The sequence below is a fragment of the Streptomyces sp. NPDC043726 genome, assembly GCF_056436565.1.
In genome coordinates this window covers 309,371-331,411 of record NZ_JBWKCI010000001.1, presented here as the reverse complement: position 1 = coordinate 331,411, position 22,041 = coordinate 309,371, and the positions used below count along the sequence as shown (strand labels likewise).

Genomic DNA, 22,041 nt, shown 5'->3' with positions numbered 1-22,041 from the left:
GTGAGTGGATGAGAGAGAGGATCCGGCACCCCGGCACCTTCGCCGTGGTCCTGAAAAGGGCCGGAGTCAGCGCTTGGTCTTCGGGTCGAGCGCGTCGCGTACCGAGTCACCGAGCAGGTTGAACGCCAGTACGAAGATCACCATGGCCACGCCCGGGAAGAGCAGGAAGGTGATGTCGTCCTGGTAGAACTTGGCGGCGTAGCCGATCATGACGCCCCAGTCGGGGGTCGGGTCCTGAAGGCCGACGCCGAGGAAGGCGAGTCCCGCCTCCGTGGTCACCATCGCCGGGAGCGTGAGGGTCGCCTGGATGAGGATCGGCGTCCACAGGTTCGGCAGCAGCTCCTTGAAGATGATGCGGGCCGGCGAGGCGCCGGTGACCTTGGCGGCCTCGACGAACTCCCGCTCACGCAGGGCCAGCACCTGGCCGCGCAGCAGACGGGCGATGGAGGACCAGCCGAAGAGCGTGAGCAGGCCGATCAGACAGGTGACGGTCAGCCAGACCGGCGTGTTCTCGTCGGCCCCGACGAACAGGGCGATCACCACGGGGGTGAAGGCGACGAAGAACAGCTGGGACGGGAACGCCAGCAGGATGTCGATGACCCGGCCCAGGAACCAGTCCGTCTTGCCGCCCACGTAGCCCGCGGTCACACCGATCACCACACCGACGATCACCACCAGGAGCGTGATGGCGGTGGAGATCAGCAGCGAGTTGCGGATCGCGTAGAGCAGGAAGGTGAAGACGTCACGGCCGAGCTGGGGGTCGATGCCGAACCAGAACTCGCCGCTCATGCCGCCGTTGGGACCGACGGGGAAGCCGTTGTCCCCCAGCAGGCCGGGCGTGTTGATGCCGTACGTCTCGTACGGATTCTTCCCGTACAGCTTGGCGATCAGCGGGGCGCACAGCGCGACCACGAAGAAGAAGATCACGATGCACGCGGAGGTGACGCCCGCGCGGTCCCGCTTGAAGCGACGCCAGGCGAGCTGTCCCGGGGACCTGCTCTCGTTGGCCGCCGGTGCGGGAGAAGTGATCGACTTCTCGACGCTCTCGTCGGTCGCCTCAAGCGGGGCAGCCGCTGATGGAGTTGGGGGGGTCATGGTGCTCCTGGCCCGGGAGGGTCTGAATGACTCCGCAGGGCACTCCCCTACGGGCTACGCCGGACTTTTTCAACGCAATTCATTCAAGGTCAATAAATTCTGGGTCGGCTTGGTTGTCTCTTTACCTTCTTTACTCTGCCTTGACTGTCTCGTAGCTACGCGGGTAGCTCAATGTGATCGAGTTGTGCCTTGACTCGGACCAACTGGACTAATCGGGCAAGGAGTTCGTTATGCGGACGCCGCAGTGTCGAAATGCGTACATCGGCGCGTCCCAATCCAACGGTTCGGCATCGGATCCCAAAGATCCATTGCGCTCCATCGTGAAGATCCATTCGCACGGGTCCGAATGGGTAACCGGAACCCCCCGAAAGGGGCCCTGCGTGTGCGGAGTGCCGCTTTTGCCTCGATATTTGCCGGTAACGGATCAGCGCCGCGGCGCTGGAGGCACAGCGCAGTCATGAGGAGGCACTCCATGCGTGGAGCCACGCACGCCAGATGGGCCGCTTGCGCGGTGGCGGTAGCACTCGCCGCGACGGCCTGCGGAGGCGGGGACGGCGACAGCGGAGGCGACACCAGCGCCGTGCTGAGCTCCTCCTGGGGGGACCCGCAGAACCCGTTGGAGCCGGCCAACACCAATGAGGTGCAGGGCGGCAAGGTGCTCGACATGATCTTCCGGGGGCTGAAGCGCTACGACCCGGAGACCGGCGAGGCGATGGACATGCTCGCCGAGAGCATCGAGACGACCGACTCGCAGAACTTCACCGTCACCATCAAGGACTGGACCTTCAGCAACGGCGAGAAGGTCACCGCCCAGTCCTTCGTCGACGCCTGGAACTACGGCGCGAGCCTGAAGAACAACCAGAAGAACGCGTACTTCTTCAGCTACATCGACGGCTACGACAAGGTCCACCCCGAGGACGGCTCCAAGCAGAGCGCCGACACGCTCTCCGGTCTGAAGGTCACCGGCGACAAGACGTTCACCGTCAAGCTCAACCAGAAGTTCTCGACCTTCCCCGAGACGCTCGGCTACCCGGCCTTCGCCCCGCTGCCGCAGTCCTTCTTCGACGACCACGACGCCTGGCTGAGCAAGCCCGTCGGCAACGGCCCGTACACCATCGACTCCTACGCCAAGGGCTCGCAGATGTCCCTGCGCGCCTGGGACGGCTACCCGGGCGACGACAAGGCGCAGAACGGCGGGGTCGACCTCAAGGTCTACACCGACAACAACACCGCTTACACCGACCTGCTGGCCGGCAACCTCGACCTGGTCGACGACGTCCCCGCCTCCCAGCTCAAGAACGCCCCGGCCGACCTCGGCGACCGCTACCTCAACACCCCCGCCGGCATCATCCAGACGCTCGCCTTCCCCTTCTACGACGACAACTGGAACAAGCCCGGTTCGGAGAAGGTCCGCACCGGCCTGTCCCGGGCGATCGACCGCAAGCAGATCACCGAGACCATCTTCCAGAAGACCCGTACCCCGGCGACCGACTGGACCTCCCCGGTGCTCGGCGAGGACGGCGGCTTCCAGGACGGCCTGTGCGGCGACGCCTGCGAGTACGACCCCGCGGCCGCCAAGCAGCTCATCGAGGAGGGCGGCGGACTCCCCGGCGGCCAGGTCAAGATCACGTACAACGCGGACACCGGCTCGCACAAGGACTGGGTGGACGCCGTCTGCAACTCCATCAACAACGCCCTCGACAACGAGCGGGCCTGCGTCGGCAACCCGGTCGGCACCTTCGCCGACTTCCGCAGCCAGATCACCGACCTGAAGATGAGCGGCCCCTTCCGGGCCGGCTGGCAGATGGACTACCCGCTCATCCAGAACTTCCTCCAGCCGCTCTACTACACCAACGCCTCCTCCAACGACGGCAAGTGGTCGAACAAGGAGTTCGACGACCTGGTCGACCAGGCGAACGCCGAGACGGACACCACCAAGGCCGTCGAGATCTTCCAGCAGGCCGAGGAGGTCGTCCGGGACAACATGGCCGCCATCCCGCTCTGGTACCAGAACGGCAGCGCCGGCTACTCGGAGCGGCTGTCCAACGTCAAGCTCAATCCGTTCAGCGTGCCGGTGTACAACGAGATCAAGGTCGGCTGAGGCGGCGCCATGGGACGGTACGTCGTCCGGCGGCTGCTCCAGATGATCCCGGTCTTCATCGGGGCGACCCTGCTGATCTTCCTCATGGTGAACGTGATGGGCGACCCCATCGCGGGGCTCTGCGGTGACCGGCAGTGCGACCCGGCGACGGCCGCCCAGCTGGAGAAGGAGTTCGGCCTCGACAAGCCGGTGTGGCAGCAATACCTGACGTACATGGGGAACGTCTTCACCGGCGACTTCGGCACCGCCTTCAACGGGCAGGAGGTCACCGAGCTGATGGCCTCGGCGTTCCCGGTGACCATCCGGCTGACGATCGTGGCGATCCTCTTCGAGATCGTGATCGGCATCACCCTGGGCGTCATCACGGGCCTCAAGCGCGGCCGGCCCGTCGACACCGGTGTCCTGCTGATCACCCTCGTGGTGATCTCGGTGCCCACCTTCGTCACCGGTCTGCTGCTCCAGCTGCTGCTCGGCGTCGAGTGGGGCTGGATCAAACCGTCCGTCTCCACCGACGCCACGTTCGGCGAGCTGATCGTGCCGGGCCTGGTTCTCGCGTCCGTGTCGCTCGCCTACGTGACCCGGCTGACCCGTACGTCGATCGCGGAGAACAAGCGCTCCGACTACGTCCGTACGGCGGTCGCCAAGGGCCTGCCCCGGCACCGGGTGGTCACCAGGCATCTGCTGCGCAACTCGCTCATCCCCGTGGTCACCTTCATCGGCACCGACATCGGCGCGCTGATGGGCGGGGCCATCGTCACCGAGCGGATCTTCAACATCCACGGCGTGGGCTACCAGCTCTACCAGGGCATCCTGCGGCAGAACACCCAGACGGTGGTCGGCTTCGTCACCGTCCTGGTCCTGGTCTTCCTGGTCGCCAATCTGCTCGTCGACCTTCTCTACGCCGTACTCGATCCGAGGATCCGCTATGCCTGAACCACCTCGCGAACCCGAGGGCGCCATCGCCTCGACCGGTATGGGAGGCGCCATGGATCTGGCGACGTCGGAGGGGGAGAGCCTGGAGAAGACGCCCGGCGGGCCGCTGGGCACCGGCCCGGGGGAGAAGCCCCGCTCCCTGTGGTCCGACGCCTGGCGCGACCTGCGCCGCAACCCGGTCTTCATCATCGCCGGCCTGGTCATCCTGTTCCTGGTCTTCATCTCCCTGTGGCCGGGCTCCATCACCTGGATGAGCCCCCTCAAGTGCGACCTGGCCAAGGCCCAGCAAGGTTCCCAGCCCGGTCACCCGTTCGGCTTCAACGGGCAGGGCTGCGACGTCTACACCCGGACCGTCTACGGCGCCCGTACGTCCGTCGCCGTCGGCGTCTGCGCCACGCTGGGGGTGGCGATCCTCGGCGGTGTGCTCGGCGGGTTCGCCGGGTTCTTCGGCGGAGGGTGGGACTCGGTGCTGTCCCGGATCACCGACATCTTCTTCGCGATCCCCGTCGTCCTTGGCGGACTCGTGCTGCTGTCGGTGGTCACCAGCAACAGCATCTGGCCGGTCATCGGGTTCATGGTGCTGCTGGGCTGGCCGCAGATCTCCCGGATCGCCCGCGGCTCGGTCATCACCGTCAAACAGAACGACTACGTCCAGGCCGCCCGCGCCCTCGGCGCTTCCAACTCCCGCATGCTGCTGAGGCACATCACGCCCAACGCGGTCGCCCCGGTGATCGTCGTGGCGACCATCGCGCTCGGCACCTACATCTCCCTGGAGGCGACCCTCTCCTACCTCGGCGTGGGCCTGAAGCCGCCGAGCGTCTCCTGGGGCATCGACATCTCCGCCGCCTCCCCCTACATCCGCAACGCCCCGCACGCCCTGCTCTGGCCCTCCGGCGCCCTGGCGATCACGGTGCTGGCCTTCATCATGCTCGGCGACGCCGTACGCGACGCCCTCGACCCGAAGCTGAGGTGAGTCGTGCTCCTCGAAGTGCGCGATCTGCACGTGGAGTTCCGGACCCGGGACGGCGTCGCCAAGGCGGTCAACGGCGTCGACTACTCGGTCGACGCGGGCGAGACCCTCGCCGTGCTCGGTGAGTCCGGCTCCGGGAAGTCGGTCACCGCGCAGACCGTGATGGGCATCCTCGACATGCCGCCGGGCCGGGTCACCGGCGGCGAGATCCTCTTCCAGGGCAAGGACCTGCTGAAGCTGAAGGAGGAGGAGCGGCGGAAGATCCGCGGCGCCGAGATGGCGATGATCTTCCAGGACGCGCTGTCCTCCCTGAACCCGGTGCTCTCGGTCGGCGACCAGCTCGGCGAGATGTTCACCGTGCACCGGGGGATGTCGAAGAAGGACGCCCGCGCCAAGGCCGTGGAGCTGATGGACCACGTCCGCATCCCCGCCGCCAAGGAGCGGGTCAAGCAGTACCCGCACCAGTTCTCCGGCGGCATGCGCCAGCGCATCATGATCGCGATGGCGCTGGCCCTGGAACCCGCCCTGATCATCGCCGACGAGCCCACCACCGCCCTGGACGTCACGGTCCAGGCCCAGGTGATGGAACTGCTCGCGGAGTTGCAGCGCGAGTACAACATGGGGCTGATCCTCATCACCCACGACCTCGGCGTGGTCGCGGACGTCGCGGACCGGATCGCCGTGATGTACGCGGGCCGGATCGTGGAGACGGCCCCCGTGCACGACATCTACAAGTCACCCGCCCACCCGTACACCCGGGGCCTGCTCGACTCCATCCCGCGCCTGGACCAGAAGGGCCAGGAGCTCTACGCCATCAAGGGCCTGCCGCCGAACCTGATGCGCATCCCGCCGGGCTGTGCCTTCCACCCGCGCTGTCCCATGGCCCAGGACGTGTGCCGCACCGACGAACCTCCCCTGTACGAGGTCGACGAGGAGCGGGGCAGCGCCTGCCACTTCTGGAGGGAGTGCCTGCATGGCTGAGCCGATCCTCCGGATCAACGGTCTGGTCAAGCACTATCCGCTGACCACGGGCATCCTCTTCAAGAAGCAGGTCGGCGCGGTGAAGGCCGTGGACGGCGTGGACTTCGAGCTGGAGCGGGGCGAGACGCTCGGCATCGTCGGCGAGTCCGGCTGCGGCAAGTCGACGGTGGCGAAGATGCTGGTCAACCTGGAGCGCCCGACGGCGGGTTCGATCCAGTACAAGGGCGAGGACATCACCACGCTCTCCGGCAAGGCCCTGAAGTCGGTGCGCCGCAACATCCAGATGGTCTTCCAGGACCCCTACACCTCGCTCAACCCCCGGATGACCGTGGGCGACATCATCGGAGAGCCCTACGACATCCATCCCGAGGTGGCGCCGAAGGGCGACCGGCGGCGCAAGGTGCAGGACCTGCTGGACGTGGTCGGCCTCAACCCCGAGTACATCAACCGCTATCCGCACCAGTTCTCCGGCGGCCAGCGCCAGCGCATCGGCATCGCCCGGGGACTGGCGCTGCGCCCGGAGGTCATCGTCGCGGACGAGCCGGTCTCCGCGCTGGACGTCTCGGTGCAGGCCCAGGTGATCAACCTGATGGACCGGCTCCAGAACGACTTCGACCTCTCCTACATCTTCATCGCCCATGACCTGTCGATCGTCCGGCACATCTCCGACCGGGTCGGCGTGATGTACCTGGGCCGGATCGTGGAGATCGGCAGGGACGCCGAGATCTACGACCATCCCACGCACCCCTACACCCAGGCGCTCCTCTCCGCGGTCCCCGTCCCCGACCCCGAGGCCCGGGAACACCGGGAGCGGATCATCCTCGCCGGAGACGTGCCGTCCCCGACGAACATCCCCTCGGGCTGCCGCTTCCGCACCCGGTGCTGGAAGGCGCAGGAGCGCTGCGCGGTGGAGGTCCCCCTCCTCGCGGTCCCGCCCCACCTCCGCTCCCAGAAGGGCCCGGCGGCCCATGACTCGGCCTGCCACTTCGCGGAGGAGAAACAGGTGGTCCCGCCGGAGGAGCCGGAGTAACACGGAGGCAACTCGCCCGACGCGATTCCGATATACGGACGCGTCAGTCTGAACAACGTACGGCCGTGCGGGTGCCGTAAACGGGCCGGGAGCGCCATGTCTCCCGGCCCGTTGCCGTGCCTACATCCCCAACGACCGCTTCAGAAAGTCCACTTGGAGCAGCAGCAGGTTCTCCGCGACCTGCTCCTGGGGCGTCATGTGCGTCACCCCGGTCAGCGGGAGCACCTCGTGCGGGCGGCCCGCCGACAGCAGGGCCGAGGACAGGCGCAGGGCGTGCGCGACCACCACGTTGTCGTCGGCGAGGCCGTGCACGATCATCAACGGGCGGTGCTGCTCGGCCGGTTCCGCGAGCCCCTCGTCGGTGACCAGGGAGCTCTTCGCGTACGACCGCGGATGCGTGGCCGGGTCGCCCAGGTACCGCTCCGTGTAGTGGGTGTCGTACAGCCGCCAGTCGGTGACCGGGGCGCCCGCGATGCCGGCGTGGAAGACGTCCGGGCGGCGCAGCACGGCGAGGCCCGCCAGCCAGCCGCCGAAGGACCAGCCGCGGATCGCGACGCGGGACAGATCGAGCGGGTACGTCTTCGCGAGGTCCTGAAGGGCGTCGATCTGGTCGTCGAGCGTGACCGTCAGATCGTGGTGGATCGCCTTCTCCCAGGCGGGCGAGCGTCCCGGCGTGCCCCGGCCGTCCGCCACGATCACGGCGAACCCCTGGTCGGCGAACCACTGGGAGGTCAGGAGCGCGTTGTGCGCGGCGACCACCCGCGGACCGTGCGGACCCCCGTAGGGGTCCAGCAGAACCGGCAGGGAGGTGTCACCGCGGTAGTCCGTCGGCATAAGCACGGCGCACGGGACACGCCGTGCGCCCCCCTCGGTGAGCGTCACGCGCGGGGACAGACCGGGATCTTCGGCGTACGAGGGGGCGGTCGCGAGCTGCTTGCCGTCCCGGAACACCCGTACCCGCGCCCCTGGCCGGTCCAGTGAAGCGGAGACCAACACGGTCACGCCTCCGGCGCGTACCGCCGAGTGCACGCCGGGCTCCTGCGACACGCGCTCCACCCCGAGTTCGTTCACCCGGTACACGTGCACCTCGCCGATCTCCGGCTCCGCCGCCGTCTCCCCGGCCGAGGCCGCGACCAGCACGTCGTCGTCGGACACGTCCAGTACCGCACGGACGTGCAACTGCGCCCCGGTCAGCGGGCGTTCACCCACCGCGAGTACCCGCGCCCCGCCCTCGTCGGCGATCCGCACCAGCTGTCCCGAGGGGGTCCAGCACGGCACCCCGGCGAAAAGTTCCAGCCAAACTGGATCTTCGTCCGCGTGCACCATCCGGGTCGCCCCCGACTCCGGGTCCACGGCCAGGAACAACTGGCTGCGCTGGTCGCGCGCCTGGACCAGCAGAAGCGGGGCACCCGCCGCTGACCAGTGCACATGCGCCAGATACGGATAGCGGGCGCGGTCCCACGCCACCTCCGTGCGCCCCCCGTCGAGGCCGATCACGAACAGCCGCACGTCCGCGTTGGGGGTGCCCGCCGCCGGGTACGGCACGTGCTGTGGGTCACGTTCCGGATGGGCCGGGTCGGAGATCCACCAGCGGCTCACCGGTGTGTCGTCCACCCGCGCCACCAGCAGCCGGTCCGACTCCGGGCCCCACCAGAAGCCCCGCGAACGCCCCATCTCCTCGGCCGCGATGAACTCGGCGAGCCCGTAGGTGACCTGCTCCGGCTCCTCCTCGGCGAGCGTGCGGTCACCCTCGCCCTCGGCACCGACCACATGCAGCGCGCCCTGGGTGACGTAGGCGACATGACGTCCGTCGGGGGAGGGGCGCGGGTCGATCACCGGTCCCTGTACGGGGAGTTCACGCGCCGTCCCGGCCCGCAGCTCGGCCACGAAAAGCCGCCCTGACAACGCGAAAGACGCCAACTCCAGGGCTGCGTCGGTGGCGTAGCCGACGATGCCGGCGCCACCCTCGCGGCTGCGTTCGCGCCGGGCGCGCTCCTGCGGGGAGAGGCGCTCCGCCGTGCTCCCCAGGAGGGTGCGCGGGTCTGCCGCGACGCGCTCCCGGCCGCTCTCGGGGTCGAGCACCCAGAGCGCGCCCGCCCGGTCGGTGCCGGAGGAGGAGCGCAGGAACGCGACTCGCGAACCGTCGGGCGCCACGGTGAAGGACCGCGGCGCGCCGAGCGTGAAACGCTGGGTGCGGGCGTGCCGTCGGGGGAAGGAGTCAGACCTCGTCGTCATGCCCCGACCATATTGGCCATGCGCCCCCTTGTGCGGCCGTGCGCCGATCGATGCGCGCGTACGGATAGTTATGATCGTTAGCGCATAGTGGGTATGAACCTGCTGGTCGTTGTATGGATTTATCTGCCCCCTTAGTTCCGTCCTGTCCGACCCCCACGTCCCTGGGTTCTTTGGAGGTGAGCCGCCGTGGCACTCTCGATTTCGGCGGTGGTGCTGCTGGCGATCATCGTCTTCCTGCTCATCAAGAAGTCAGGACTGAAGGGCGGGCACGCGGTCGTCTGCATCCTGCTCGGCTTCTATCTCGCCTCGTCCACGATGGCGCCCACGATCAGCGACCTGACCACGAGCGTGGCCAGCATGATCGGCAGCATCAAGTTCTGATCACCCCTGGGCCTCACGTTTAGGGTGGGGCCCATGACGGAACTGCCCGCCCGGCGTCTGCTGCTCGTGCACGCGCACCCGGACGACGAGTCGATCAACAACGGCGCGACGATGGCCGCGTACGCCGCCGACGGTGCCCACGTGACCCTGGTCACGTGCACGCTCGGCGAGCGCGGCGAGGTCATCCCGCCCGACCTGGCCCATCTGTCCGGAGCGGCCCTCGGCCAGCACCGCCTGCGCGAGCTCACCGCCGCCATGCGCGCCCTCGGCGTCGACGACTTCCGTCTGCTCGGCGGCCCGGGCCGCTACAGCGACTCCGGAATGATGGGACTGCCCGACAACGACGACCCCGACTGCTTCTGGCAGGCCGATGTCGACGAGGCCGCCGGTCACCTCCTGGAGGTGATCCGCGAGGTCCGCCCCCAGGTCCTGATCACCTACGACGACAACGGCGGCTACGGCCACCCCGACCACATCCAGGCCCACCGGGTCGCCATGCGCGCCGCCGAGCTGGCCGCCGACGCGGGCCTGCCGATCGCCAAGGTCTACTGGAACCGCCTCCCGCGCACCGTCGGCGAGCAGGCCTTCGCCCGTCTGAAGGACGCGCTGCCCGACCTGCCGTTCACCAGGACGGCCGCCCTCGACGACGTCCCCGGAGTGGTCGACGACGAGCGGATCACCACCCTCGTCGACGGCACCGCGCACACCGCCGCCAAGACCGCGGCGATGGCCGCCCACGCCACCCAGATCACGGTGTCCGGCGAGTACTTCGTCCTCTCCAACGAGCTGGCACAGCCCGTCTTCACTACCGAGTACTACGAGTTGGCGCGCGGCGAGCGAAGCGAGACGGGGGTCCCCCCGGCCGAAGACCGGGGGAGGGCCGCGGCGCCCGAGACCGATCTGTTCGCGGGGATCGAGGACATGCGATGAAGACCGACCTCGCCCAGCCCCTGGCCCTGCCCTCCGCCGCCCGGGTCGCCCTGCTGTTCGGGCTCCTCGTGCTCGGCGCGGTCGTCGGCGCCGCGGGCGCGCTGATCCAGAGCGCCTGGTTCCCCGGCGGACTGCTGCTCGCGCTCGCCGGCGAGATCGGGCTCTGCCTCGGCGGCGCCCTCCTCGTCCGCGGCCGGGCCGGGGCCGTCGCTCCGGCCGGCGGCTGGATGGTCGCCGTCATCCTGCTCACCGCCAGCCGCCCCGAGGGCGACTTCGTCTTCGCCTCGGACGGCGGGTCCTACCTCTTCCTGCTCGGCGGGATGGCCGCGGCTGTGATGTGCGCCACCCTGGCGCCGACGCGGCAACCGGACGGCGACGGCGTCCGACTTGGCAAGTGACGTACCACTTCTCCGCGCCGCGCACGTGCGAGTCCCGTGTGGGTTTCCCCGGCGGTCGTGGGATACGGGCCAGAAGTGGCCAGTATGGTGGTGCGCGCCGCCGCCGCCCGAAGCAGTGAGGTCGAAACGGGCGGCGGAGCCAACCGGGAGAACCTGCCTTGAGTCGTGAAACTGAGAGTCCGTCCTCCGGGCCCAACGGGCGCGGCGGAGCCGCATACCCCTCGGGCACGCCGCCGTACGGGACGCCCGCGGTTCCCGACGGCGGTACGGACGCGGCCCGTTCGGCCGCGCGGCCGGAGGAGCGCAAGACCGAGACCACGCTGACGACCCGGATCCGGATCAACATCCCCGGGTCGCGGCCCATTCCGCCGGTCGTCGTGCGCAAGCCCGTCGCGGATGCCGACAGTTCCGAGGCCACCACCGGCACGGAGCCGCCCGCGCCGGGCGGCGCCACCTCCCCGCGCGCCCCCGAGCCGGCCCCCGAGGCGGCGGCACCGGCCGCTCCCGCCGAGGAGAAGGCCAGCGAGTGGTTCGCACCGCGCAAGTCCTCGGCCCCCAAGGCCGGTCCGGGCGGCGGCCAGAGCAACGGCGCCGGGATGCCCGGTGGTTCGGCCCCGGCACCGGGGGGCGCTGCTCCTTCGGGGCCGGCGCCGTCCGGCGCGCGTCCGGGCGCGGCGGCCCCGGGTCCGCGGCCCGGCGGAGCCGTCGGCTCCATGAACGTGCAGGGCGGCTCCCGCCCCGGTGGCACGAACGGCCCGGGGGTCGCGGGCGCGACCGGCGGACCCGTGGCGCCCGGCCACGGCGGCGGCACCGGCTCCTTCGACGTCACCGAGGCGCTGGCCGCGGGCCCGCTGGGCGGCGGCTCCCGCCCCGGCGACGAACCGCGCCGCGACGACCTGCCGTACTTCTCCGAGAACTTCTCCGACAACGGCGGCTCCCCGAACGGCTACGGCGGACCCGGCGGCCCGAACGGCGGACCCGGCGGCCCGGGCGGTCCCACCGGCTTCAACGGCCCGGGCGGACCCGGCGGTCCCGGCGGCCGGGGCGGCCAGCACGGGCCCGCGGGCCCGACGACCGGTCCGGTGACCGGAGACGGCCCGCTGGTGCCCCCGGCCGGCGGCGGCCCCGGGCCGATGAGCGGCCCCGGCCCGATGGGCGGTCCCGGCTCAGTGGGCGGTCCCGGCCCGATGGGCGGTCCCGCGGTTCCGGGCGCGCCCGGGATGCACGCCCCCGGCGGCGGCCTGAGCGACGACACCGCCATCCTCACCCCGCAGAAGCCGGCCCCCGAACCCGGCAGCCCCGGCTACGGCAATCCCGCGGACAACGTCTCCGGGCACACCGTCACCAGCGGTATCCCGGTCGTTCCGCCCACCGCCCAGAACGCCCCGTTCGGGCCGGGCGCGCACACCGAGGGCCCTCTGCCGCACACGGCCCCGAAGCTCCCCGAGCCGGTCGCCCAGCCCACGGCTCCCGCGCCGAAGAAAAAGAAGGGCCGCGGCAAGCTCGGCCTGCTCACCGGCGGAGTCATCGTGCTGGCCGGCGGTCTCTACGGCGCCGGGCTGCTGATGAACCACTCCGACGTGCCCAAGGGCACCACGGTGCTCGGCGTCGACATCGGCGGCGGCACCCGCGACGACGCGGTCAAGACGCTCGACGACGCCTTCGAGAAGCGGATCAACCAGGAACTGAAGCTCTCGGTCGGCGGCGAGACCGTCGCGCTCAAGCCGGACCAGGCCGGACTCCAGTTCGACGCCACGGCCACCGTCAGCGAGGCCGCGCAGAGCGACTACAACCCCGTCTCCGTGGTCGGCTCGCTCTTCGGCCAGGAACGCGTCGTCGAGCCCGTCATGCCGGTCGACGAGGAGAAGCTGCAGGCCGCGCTGAAGAACGCGGCGGGCGGCTCCGGCTCGGTCACCGAGGGCACGGTCTCCTTCAAGTCCGGCAAGGCGGTCGCCGTCTACGGCAAGCCCGGCCAGGGCATCGACGTCGCCAAGTCGACCGACGCGGTCGAGCAGGCGTACCGCACCCAGGTGGAGACGGGCACGGCCGCCCCGGTGAAGGTCGCGACGACCGCCCAGCAGCCGACGGTCTCCGACGCCGAGGTCGACCGGTTCATGAAGGAGTTCGCCGAACCGGCGATGTCGCAGAACGTCACCGTGCAGACGGACGCCGCGCACAGCATCCCGTTCGGCTCCCTGTCCCTGCCGAAGATCCTCGGCGTCAAGGCGGTCGACGGAAAACTCGTCGACACCTACGACCTCGACGCCCTGCAGAAGGCGTACGGCAGCACCTTCGACGGCGTGCTGATCACCCGCGGCACCGGTGAGAAGACGCCCGTCACGCCCCAGGACGTCGCCGGAGCCCTGAAGCAGGCGCTGCGCGGCAAGACGGCGGAGGAGCGCGTCGGAGTCATCGACACCGACCCGAGCTGACCCGGCCCGCTGTGCCGCACGACGTACGTCGTGCGGCACAGCGGACGCCCGACACGGAAGGGCCGGCCGCGGCTCCCTCAGTTCAGCATCGCCCGCGCCGCCTGGGCCTGCTGCCGGACGCTCGCCGAGGCCGCCTCGTCCACCGCGCCGACCACCTCCGCGTACGCCTCCAACTCCACCGCGCCCCGCAGGAAATCCCCCCGCTGCACCAGCAACTGAGCCCGCTCGTACCGCAACCGAGCCGGATGCGAGGGCAGCAGCAACGCCAGCTCGACCGCCCACAGAGACACGTCCGACCGCTCCGGCCGGGTCGCGGCCCAGGCCCGGATGTTGTTGAGGATCCGCGACACCACCTCCAGCGGTTCCGCGGGCACCAGCATCGACGGCTGCAGCGAAGCCCCCGTCGCCCCCGCCACCAACAGCTCCGCGTCCGCCCCGGTCAACGCCCGCCCTCCGTTGAACGGATCCGCGAGCACCTGCTCCTCAGGCTCCCCGAACCCGACCACGAAGTGCCCCGGCAGAGCCACGCCGTACACCGGCGCCCCGGCCCTGCGCGCCACCTCCACCCACACCACCGACAGCAGGATCGGCAGCCCGCGTCGCCGCCGCAGCACCTCGTGCAGCAGAGAGGACTCCAGCCGCTGGTAGTCGCCGGGCGCCCCCCGGAACCCGAGGCGCTCGCCGAGCAGCTCCCGCAGCGACACGGCCCACGAGCGCGGACCGCCCGGCCGGAACGGCAGCTGTCCCGCCAGCCGGTCCAGTTCGATCTGTGCCGCGTCCATGCCCGCCTCGTCCAGCGAGCCGTCCGCCTCGGCGCCCACCAGCAGGCACAGCGTCGACAGGTCGGGCCGTTCGGAGCGGGCCTCCTCGGCGAACCGCAGACGCAGTTCGGTCGAGCGTTCGGGAGACGGGGGATTGGGGGGAGGCATAGCAGGCTCGTGCCCTCTCACGGCGATCGGTTACCGGCCGGAGCCGGAGTTCTCCGGCGCGCGGTAGTGGTGGTACGCGTGGTGCGCCGCGAAGCCCGCCCCGGCGTACAGCGCCCGCGCCCCCGCGTTGTCCGTCTCGACCTGGAGCCAGGCCGCCGACGCGCCCTCCTCCAGGGCCCGCCCGGCCAGCGCGGCCATCACGGCGGAGGCGAGCCCCTGGCGCCGCAGCGCCGGATCGACCTCGACCGCGGCGAAGCCCGCCCAGCGTCCGTCGACGACACACCGCCCGATGGCCGCGGGAACACCGCCCTCACCGGGGACGGTCGCGAACCACACCGAGGCCCCGCTGCCCAGCACCTTCAGGGCCACCTCGCCCACGCCCTTGCGCTGGTAGCGCGCCAGCCATGCCTCGTCCGCCGTCCGGGACAGCACGACCTCGGCCGGCTCCTCCCGGTCGGCGAGCGGCGCGAGCGCACCGATCCACAGCTCGGCCGACACCTCACGCATCCAGCCCCGCCGCTCCAGCTCCGCGCACAGCAGCTCCTGTGTGCCCTCGGCGCCGGTGGCGGTCTGGATGTACGCGGGCAGCTCGCGCGTGTCGTACCAATGGCGTACGGCGGACAGGGCCTCGTCGAGCGGTGTGCCCGGGTCGCCCAGCGGGAGCACGGAGTTGGCGCGCCGGGTGAACCCCGCGGCGGCCCGCAGCTCCCATTCGCCGAGCCGCTCGCTCTCCACCGGCCGCCACGCGCGCGCGGCCACCCGCGCCAGTTCCTCGTACGAGGCCGCGGGTCCCCGTCGGCGGGCCGGGGCGCTCGGCACCACCTTGCCCGCGACCAGCGTTGATTCCGGAATGCGGACGGTCTCGCCGCTCTTCCGTGTGATCAGCAGCACACCGTCGTCCCATGATGCGAGAACACCCACCGTGTCGGTGAACTTCTCACCCTCGCGCGCCGGATCGTCCAGACGTCGCACCGATACCCGTTTGCCCACGTCAGCAGCGGTGATACGGACCTCAAGGCGCCCCGTCGCAGAGATTTCCACAGGTCAGTTCACCCCTCCTGTTCGGATCATGCCCAAGAACGGAGATACTAGGGGCGGGCATCGACGACGCCGCGCTCCCGCGCGCCAGGCGGCGGAGCCTGTGGAGGCCCGCCAGCGCCCTATCGAGGAGGAACGACAGCGTGACCTACGTCATCGCGCAGCCTTGTGTCGACGTCAAGGACAAGGCGTGCATCGAGGAGTGCCCGGTCGACTGCATCTACGAGGGCTCCCGGTCCTTGTACATCCACCCGGACGAATGCGTCGACTGCGGTGCCTGTGAGCCGGTCTGCCCGGTCGAGGCGATCTTCTACGAGGACGACACTCCGGAGGAGTGGAAGGACTACTACAAGGCGAACGTCGAGTTCTTCGACGAGCTCGGCTCTCCCGGCGGCGCCAGCAAGCTCGGCCTGATCGAGCGGGACCACCCCTTCATCGCCGCGCTGCCGCCGCAGAACGGCTGAGAGCGGCCCGCATCACCGCGCCGCCTCGGTCCCGTACGGCCTGATCGCCCTCGATCGCCTGCGGGACCGAGGCGTTCGCCGTACGGACGAGAAAGAGAGCCAGATCCCCGTGTCCGCAGTCTCCGACCGTCTCCCCACCTTTCCCTGGGACAAGCTGGCGCCGTACAAGGCGACGGCCGCAGCGCACCCCGGCGGCATCGTCGACCTGTCCGTCGGCACGCCGGTCGACCCGGTACCCGAGCTGATCCAGAAAGCGCTGATCGCGGCGGCCGACTCACCGGGCTATCCGACGGTCTGGGGCACGCCGGAACTGCGTGACGCGATCACGGGCTGGGTGGAACGCCGGCTGGGCGCCCGCGAGGTCACCCACCGGCACATCCTCCCGGTCGTCGGCTCCAAGGAACTCGTCGCCTGGCTCCCCACCCAGCTGGGCCTCGGCCCCGGCGACCGCGTCGCGTACCCCCGCCTGGCCTACCCGACCTACGAGGTCGGCGCCCGCCTGGCCCGCGCCGGGTACGAGGTCTACGACGACCCGACCGAGCTGGACCCGAACGGCCTGAAGCTCCTCTGGCTGAACTCCCCGTCGAACCCGACGGGCAAGGTGCTGTCGAAGGAGGAGCTGACGAGGATCGTCGCCTGGGCCCGGTCCCACGGCGTCCTGGTCTTCTCCGACGAGTGCTACCTCGAGCTGGGCTGGGACGCCGACCCGGTCTCCGTGCTCCACCCGGACGTGAACGGCGGCTCCTACGACGGCCTCGTCGCGGTGCACTCGCTCTCGAAGCGGTCGAACCTGGCCGGCTACCGCGCGGCCTTCCTGGCCGGCGACCCGGAGGTGCTGTCGCCCCTCCTGGAGATCCGCAAGCACGGCGGCATGATGACCTCCGCCCCGACCCAGGCCGCGGCGATCGCGGCCCTGGGCGACGACGAGCACGTCAGGATCCAGCGCGAGCGGTACGCGGCCCGTCGGGACGCCCTGCGCACGGCGCTCGTCCGCCACGGCTTCTCGATCGAGCACAGCGAGGCCAGCCTCTACCTCTGGGCCACCCGCGGCGAGTCCTGCTGGACCACGGTCGCCCACCTGGCCGACCTCGGCATCCTGGTGGCCCCGGGCGACTTCTACGGCGAGGCGGGCGAACAGCACGTACGCGTGGCGTTCACGGCGACGGACGATAGGGTCCAGGCAGCGGTAGCACGCCTGACCTGACCTGACGTGCCCCCCGGCCCGGCTGTGGGCAGTCGTTCCGCAGGGCGGAACGGGTGGGCACAGCCCCGAACTCCGGGCACGGACCGACAAACGGCGACGGGACCCAGGGAGCCAAGCGGCCCCCCAGGTCCCGTCGCCGTTCATGCAGGCGTCAGCCACCCAGCGGCAGGCTCCCGACCGGCAGGGACTCCGCCGCCGGCAGCCCACCCTTGGTCAGGGACTCCGTCGGCAGCCCACCCTTCGTCGCGGTGGACGCCGTGTCACCCACGATGTCCCCGGCCGAGCCGGCCGCGTCACCCGCGGTCCGCTGCGCCGCCGGAGCCGCCTTCTTGACGGCCTTGCCGCCGGTCTTGCCCGCGGCCGGCACCGACTTCTCGACCGCCTTGCCGCCGGTCTCGCCGGCGAGCTCGCTGACGTTCTGCGCCGCTCCGTCGACCGTGTTGCCCATGTTCGCCGCGTCCAGGGCGGTCAGACCGCCGAGGTTCTTGGCGGCGGGCAGTTCGGGGGCCGCGCTGGCGGAGCCGGCCGCACCGACCCCGGCGGCCGCTCCCGCAGCGACGAGCAGCGCGGCACGGGCGATCCGGCGGGTCAGGGGGAGGGTCATGATGCTCCTTCGACGGGTCTGTTGGTGAGAACGGTGTTTCTGTCCCGACCGGAGGTGATCTCCGGCCTCGGACGCAGTGACTACCGCTCGAAGTCCGCGAAGGTTGCGGCGGAGTAACGTAAAGAGTTGGTAATGCGTCGCATTATCTGCTGTGGATAAAAACGGGCAAAGAGTCCGGGCCCCGAAAGCCTGCCGAATCCTTACAGCCCTTTGTTCTCAAGGGTTTTGTGCGATGACGGGATGTGCGCCGCAAAACCCTTGTACATCGTCAGGCGCCGCGGACCCCGGTAACCCGCGCGGATGACCTCCCGCACTACTGCGCGGTCACGATCCGGACGGACCCGGTGTTCTTCTCCGCCCCCGGCGCGCCCTCGGACTCGCTCGCCCGCCACTGACTGTCCGTGTTCCCGGCGGTCCACTCGCGCCCTGCGTACGACACGCGTTCGATGCGCAGGGCGGAGGCGTTGGCCACGGCCCAGTGCGCGAGCTGCCAGCCGCGCTGGGTGACGCTGCCCTTGCCGGAGCCCTCGGTCACGGGCAGCGTGAGACCGCGCCCGCCGCTCTCGGTGCTCGGGGAGGCGGTAGCAGCCGCGTCACGCTCACCGACGACCGCACCCGCCGACTTCAGCACGTCCTGTCCGAAGTCCCGCGCGAGCGCGGTCCGCACCGCGTCCGTCCCCGCCACCGCGGTCGTGCCCGGGCGGCCCTCGCAGGTCAGCGTGGCGGCCGCACGGCCGGTCAGGGCGGCGGCGAGCAGAGAGGCGTCCTGCTCGTGCTTGGCGTACGCGTCCGGGAAACCGCTGCGCTGCACGCGCTGCGCGGCGACGGTGAGCGGCAGCTCGGTGTAGCCGTCCACCTTGACCAGGTGGTCGTAGAAGATCCCCGCCGAGTAGGTGGGGTCCATGATCTCCTTCTCGGTGCCCCAGCCCATCGAGGGCCGCTGCTGGAACAGGCCGAGCGAGTCCCGGTCGCCGTGGTCGATGTTGCGCAGCGCCGACTCCTGGAGCGCGGTGGCCAGCGCTATGGTCACGGCCCGCTCGGGCAGGCCGCGGCCGGTGCCCACGGCGGTGATCGTCGCCGCGTTCACGGCCTGCTCCGGCGTGAACTCGTACGTCGCCCCGTCCTCGTCGGCCGAGACGACCTCGCAGCCCGGCGCCCCCGCGCCTCCGGTGACGTACTGCACGACGAGATAGCCCGCGACGGCGAGCAGGACCACGAAGGCCGCCCCGAAACGGAAGAGGCGGCCACGGCGTCGGGAGGTGGGGGACGGCTCTGGCACGCGTACAAGGTACTGGAGAGTAGAGCGCCCTCCGAGACCGGTGGGGAAACTGGTCCGAGGGCCCGGAGTTCCAGGGGCGCTAGGGTCGAGGGCATGCCCGATACCGCGCTTGACCTCACGCTGGACGCCGCGCGCCTGACCGCGCGGCTCGTCGACTTCCCCTCCGAGAGCGGAACCGAGAAGCCGCTCGCGGACGCGATCGAGACCGCCCTGCGGGCCCTGCCGCACCTGACGGTCGACCGGTACGGCAACAACGTCGTGGCGCGCACGAACCTCGGCCGCGCGGAGCGCGTGATCCTCGCCGGCCACATCGACACCGTCCCGATCGCGGACAACGTGCCCTCCCGGCTCGACGACGACGGCGTCCTGTGGGGCTGCGGCACCTGCGACATGAAGTCCGGGGTGGCGGTACAGCTGCGGATCGCCGCGACCGTCCCCGCCCCCAACCGGGACCTGACCTTCGTCTTCTACGACAACGAAGAGGTCGCCGCACACCTCAACGGGCTGCGGCATGTGGCCGAGACCCACCCCGACTGGCTCGCGGGCGACTTCGCGGTGCTGCTGGAGCCCTCCGACGGCCAGGTCGAGGGCGGCTGCCAGGGCACGCTGCGGGTGCTGCTGAAGACGAAGGGCGAGCGGGCCCACTCGGCGCGCGGCTGGATGGGCTCCAACGCGATCCACGCGGCGGCCCCGATCCTGGCCCGCCTCGCCTCGTACGAGCCGCGGTGGCCGGTGATCGACGGTCTCGAGTACCGGGAGGGGCTGAACGCGGTCGGCGTCTCGGGCGGGGTGGCGGGCAACGTGATCCCCGACGAGTGCGTGGTGACCGTCAACTTCCGGTACGCCCCCGACCGCACCGAGGAGGAGGCGCTGGCCCACGTCCACGAGGTGTTCGCGGACTGCGGGGTGGAGGAGTTCGTGGTGGACGACCACAGCCCCGGTGCGCTGCCCGGCCTCTCCCACCCCGCGGCGGCGGCCTTCATCGAGGCGGTGGGCGGGACGCCGATGCCGAAGTACGGCTGGACCGACGTGTCCCGGTTCTCGGCCCTCGGGGTTCCGGCGGTGAACTACGGCCCCGGCAACCCGCACCTGGCCCACAAGCGGGACGAACGGGTGGAGACGGCGAAGATCCTCGACGGCGAGGAGCGCCTGCGGGCCTGGCTGACGGCGTAGGCGCTGTCGGGGCCGGGGGGACGCCGGTCACGCCGATGTCCCCCGTCCGTAACCCGCGTAGATCTACGCTGAGGTGGAACAACCGCAAGCGGAGGGAGCGCACATGGCTACCGGGAACCCCGAGGGCAAGAAGCAGCCGCCGGAGGAACAGCGCCTGGGACCGGTCCTCCGACGGCGGGACCAGGTCACGGCGAGCACCACGGACCAGCGGCTGCTGGACGCGGGCGGTCCGTCGGACTGGGTCCACACGGACCCCTGGCGCGTCCTGCGCATCCAGTCGGAATTCATCGAGGGCTTCGGCACGCTGGCCGAGCTGCCGCCCGCGATCAGCGTGTTCGGCTCGGCGCGGACGCCGGTGGACTCCGCCGAGTACGAGGCGGGGGTGCGGCTCGGCCGCGGCCTGGTGGAGGCCGGCTTCGCGGTGATCACGGGCGGTGGCCCGGGGGCGATGGAGGCGGCGAACAAGGGCGCCTGCGAGGCGAAGGGCATCTCGGTCGGGCTCGGCATCGAGCTCCCCTTCGAGCAGGGCCTCAACCCCTACGTCGACATCGGCCTGAACTTCCGCTACTTCTTCGTTCGCAAGATGATGTTCGTGAAGTACGCGCAGGGCTTCGTGGTCCTGCCCGGCGGCCTCGGCACCCTGGACGAACTCTTCGAGGCCCTGACCCTGGTCCAGACCCAGAAGGTCACCCGCTTCCCCATCGTCCTCTTCGGCACGGAGTACTGGGGCGGCCTGATCGACTGGCTCCGCAACACCCTGGTGGCCCAGGGCAAGGCCTCGGAAAAGGACCTGCTCCTCTTCCACGTCACGGACGACGTGGACGAAGCCGTGGCCCTGGTCTCGAAGGAGGCGGGCCGCTAGCGCGGGGCCCCGGCGGGGGAAGGCCTACGCCAGCCCCCGCCGGGCGACCGCCGGAGGGCGATGCCCGGCGATGGACGCCACCATGTCCACCACCTGCCGCGTCTCCGCGACCTCGTGGACCCGGTACACCTGCGCCCCCAGCCATGCCGACACCGCCGTCGTGGCGAGGGTCCCGACCACCCGCTCCTTCACCGGCCGGTCCAGCGTCTCTCCCACGAAGTCCTTGTTGGACAGGGACACCAGCACCGGCCACCCCGTCGCGACCATCTCCGACAGCCGCCGCGTCGCCTCCAGACTGTGCCGCGTGTTCTTCCCGAAGTCGTGCCCGGGATCGATCATCACCGACTCCCGGGGAACCCCGAGCGCCACGGCCCGCTCGGCCAGCCCCACGGTCACCCGGAGGATGTCCGCCATGACGTCGTCGTAGGTCACCCGGTGCGGCCGGGTACGAGGCTCCGCGCCACCCGCGTGCGTGCACACCAGACCCACCCGGTACCGGGCCGCCACCTCCGCGAGCCGGGGATCCACTCCGCCCCACGCGTCGTTCAGCACATCCGCGCCGGCCTCGCAGACCGCCTCCCCGACCTCGGCCCGCCAGGTGTCCACCGAGATGACGACCTCGGGAAACCGCCGCCGCACCTCCGCCACGAACCCCACAGTCCGCCGCGCCTCCTCGGCCGCGGACACCTCTTCACCGGGCCCGGCCTTGACCCCGCCGATGTCGATGATGGCCGCCCCCTCCGCCACGGCCTGCTCCACGCGCGCGAGGGCCGGCTCGTCCCGGAACGTGGCCCCCTGGTCGTAGAAGGAGTCCGGGGTCCGGTTCACGATCGCCATGATCACCGGCTCATGCGTGTCGAACTCACGCCTGCCCAGCCTGAGCATCCCCTGTGAACCTCTCCCGTACGTCCTGATCATCGGCCGCCTGCGACCCTAACCGTCAGAGTCGCATGGCACGATCGGACCCTGACACACTCGACCGCACAATCGCACCGACCGTGG

20 protein-coding genes are annotated in these 22,041 nt (G+C 70.6%); 13 read left to right on the top strand and 7 right to left on the bottom strand.

The window, feature by feature from the left end; all coding sequences use genetic code 11:
- Positions 1 to 66: 66 nt before the first annotated feature.
- Positions 67 to 1,095 (bottom strand): ABC transporter permease, encoded by a 1,029-nt coding sequence (locus tag AC068Z_RS01530; RefSeq protein ID WP_478551224.1) that lies wholly within the window; start codon positions 1,093 to 1,095, stop codon positions 67 to 69.
- A gap of 472 nt (positions 1,096 to 1,567) precedes the next feature.
- Here AC068Z_RS01530 and AC068Z_RS01525 point away from each other — a divergent pair, with 472 nt between their 5' ends.
- From AC068Z_RS01525 to AC068Z_RS01505, 5 genes are read left to right on the top strand one after another with little or no spacing between them, the layout of a single operon-like run.
- Positions 1,568 to 3,196: a peptide ABC transporter substrate-binding protein gene (locus AC068Z_RS01525; protein WP_478551222.1), complete on the top strand. Its 1,629-nt coding sequence runs from the start codon at positions 1,568 to 1,570 to the stop codon at positions 3,194 to 3,196.
- Between the two features lie 9 nt (positions 3,197 to 3,205).
- Positions 3,206 to 4,129 (top strand): ABC transporter permease, encoded by a 924-nt coding sequence (locus AC068Z_RS01520; RefSeq protein WP_478551220.1) that lies wholly within the window; start codon positions 3,206 to 3,208, stop codon positions 4,127 to 4,129.
- The gene (locus tag AC068Z_RS01515) at positions 4,122 to 5,102 is read left to right on the top strand and encodes an ABC transporter permease (RefSeq protein ID WP_478551218.1); all 981 of its coding nucleotides are present in this window, start codon (positions 4,122 to 4,124) and stop codon (positions 5,100 to 5,102) included. The genes AC068Z_RS01520 and AC068Z_RS01515 overlap by 8 nt, the downstream gene beginning before the upstream one ends.
- A 3-nt stretch (positions 5,103 to 5,105) precedes the next feature.
- Positions 5,106 to 6,080, top strand: a complete 975-nt coding sequence (locus AC068Z_RS01510; protein ID WP_478551216.1) for an ABC transporter ATP-binding protein — start codon at positions 5,106 to 5,108, stop codon at positions 6,078 to 6,080.
- Positions 6,073 to 7,110 (top strand): ABC transporter ATP-binding protein, encoded by a 1,038-nt coding sequence (locus AC068Z_RS01505; protein ID WP_478551214.1) that lies wholly within the window; start codon positions 6,073 to 6,075, stop codon positions 7,108 to 7,110. Before AC068Z_RS01510 ends, AC068Z_RS01505 begins: the two co-directional genes overlap by 8 nt.
- 120 nt (positions 7,111 to 7,230) lie before the next feature.
- Here the strand turns inward: AC068Z_RS01505 and AC068Z_RS01500 are convergent, their stop codons facing one another.
- Positions 7,231 to 9,345 (bottom strand): S9 family peptidase, encoded by a 2,115-nt coding sequence (locus AC068Z_RS01500; protein WP_478551212.1) that lies wholly within the window; start codon positions 9,343 to 9,345, stop codon positions 7,231 to 7,233.
- 186 nt (positions 9,346 to 9,531) lie between these two features.
- On the opposite strand from AC068Z_RS01500, the gene AC068Z_RS01495 reads away from it, so the two are divergent.
- From AC068Z_RS01495 to AC068Z_RS01480, 4 genes are all read left to right on the top strand, one after another.
- Positions 9,532 to 9,726: a hypothetical protein gene (locus AC068Z_RS01495; RefSeq protein WP_186280602.1), complete on the top strand. Its 195-nt coding sequence runs from the start codon at positions 9,532 to 9,534 to the stop codon at positions 9,724 to 9,726.
- 33 nt (positions 9,727 to 9,759) lie between these two features.
- Complete coding sequence (gene mshB, locus AC068Z_RS01490; RefSeq protein WP_478551209.1) at positions 9,760 to 10,656, top strand: N-acetyl-1-D-myo-inositol-2-amino-2-deoxy-alpha-D-glucopyranoside deacetylase; 897 nt, start codon at positions 9,760 to 9,762, stop codon at positions 10,654 to 10,656.
- Positions 10,653 to 11,054: a DUF6113 family protein gene (locus AC068Z_RS01485; RefSeq protein WP_478551207.1), complete on the top strand. Its 402-nt coding sequence runs from the start codon at positions 10,653 to 10,655 to the stop codon at positions 11,052 to 11,054. The genes mshB and AC068Z_RS01485 overlap by 4 nt, the downstream gene beginning before the upstream one ends.
- 158 nt (positions 11,055 to 11,212) lie before the next feature.
- Positions 11,213 to 13,486, top strand: coding sequence for a hypothetical protein (locus tag AC068Z_RS01480; protein WP_478551205.1), 2,274 nt, complete (start codon positions 11,213 to 11,215; stop codon positions 13,484 to 13,486).
- A gap of 77 nt (positions 13,487 to 13,563) precedes the next feature.
- Here the strand turns inward: AC068Z_RS01480 and AC068Z_RS01475 are convergent, their stop codons facing one another.
- Together AC068Z_RS01475 and AC068Z_RS01470 are read right to left on the bottom strand one after the other, a co-directional pair.
- The gene (locus AC068Z_RS01475) at positions 13,564 to 14,415 is read right to left on the bottom strand and encodes a transglutaminase family protein (RefSeq protein ID WP_478551203.1); all 852 of its coding nucleotides are present in this window, start codon (positions 14,413 to 14,415) and stop codon (positions 13,564 to 13,566) included.
- Positions 14,416 to 14,445: 30 nt separating this feature from the next.
- Complete coding sequence (locus tag AC068Z_RS01470) at positions 14,446 to 15,456, bottom strand: GNAT family N-acetyltransferase (protein WP_478551201.1); 1,011 nt, start codon at positions 15,454 to 15,456, stop codon at positions 14,446 to 14,448.
- Positions 15,457 to 15,596: 140 nt separating this feature from the next.
- On the opposite strand from AC068Z_RS01470, the gene fdxA reads away from it, so the two are divergent.
- Both fdxA and AC068Z_RS01460 read left to right on the top strand, forming a co-directional pair.
- A complete protein-coding gene (fdxA, locus tag AC068Z_RS01465) occupies positions 15,597 to 15,917 on the top strand; it encodes a ferredoxin (protein ID WP_003985062.1) in 321 nt (106 codons plus the stop codon).
- Between the two features lie 109 nt (positions 15,918 to 16,026).
- The gene (locus tag AC068Z_RS01460; protein ID WP_478551197.1) at positions 16,027 to 17,121 is read left to right on the top strand and encodes a bifunctional succinyldiaminopimelate transaminase/glutamate-prephenate aminotransferase; all 1,095 of its coding nucleotides are present in this window, start codon (positions 16,027 to 16,029) and stop codon (positions 17,119 to 17,121) included.
- Positions 17,122 to 17,272: 151 nt separating this feature from the next.
- On the opposite strand, the gene AC068Z_RS01455 is transcribed toward AC068Z_RS01460, so the two are convergent.
- Together AC068Z_RS01455 and AC068Z_RS01450 are read right to left on the bottom strand one after the other, a co-directional pair.
- Entirely contained in the window at positions 17,273 to 17,725 is a 453-nt protein-coding gene (locus AC068Z_RS01455; RefSeq protein ID WP_478551196.1) for an ATP-binding protein, read from the bottom strand.
- 313 nt (positions 17,726 to 18,038) lie between these two features.
- Positions 18,039 to 19,004, bottom strand: a complete 966-nt coding sequence (locus AC068Z_RS01450; protein WP_478551195.1) for a VldE C-terminal domain-containing protein — start codon at positions 19,002 to 19,004, stop codon at positions 18,039 to 18,041.
- Positions 19,005 to 19,097: 93 nt separating this feature from the next.
- On the opposite strand from AC068Z_RS01450, the gene dapE reads away from it, so the two are divergent.
- Entirely contained in the window at positions 19,098 to 20,177 is a 1,080-nt protein-coding gene (gene dapE, locus AC068Z_RS01445) for a succinyl-diaminopimelate desuccinylase (protein WP_478551193.1), read from the top strand.
- Positions 20,178 to 20,280: 103 nt separating this feature from the next.
- Positions 20,281 to 21,039, top strand: coding sequence for an LOG family protein (locus tag AC068Z_RS01440; RefSeq protein WP_478551191.1), 759 nt, complete (start codon positions 20,281 to 20,283; stop codon positions 21,037 to 21,039).
- Positions 21,040 to 21,063: 24 nt separating this feature from the next.
- Here AC068Z_RS01440 and folP read toward each other — a convergent pair whose 3' ends face one another.
- Positions 21,064 to 21,924 (bottom strand): dihydropteroate synthase, encoded by an 861-nt coding sequence (gene folP / locus AC068Z_RS01435; RefSeq protein WP_478551189.1) that lies wholly within the window; start codon positions 21,922 to 21,924, stop codon positions 21,064 to 21,066.
- Between the last annotated feature and the right edge of the window lie 117 nt (positions 21,925 to 22,041).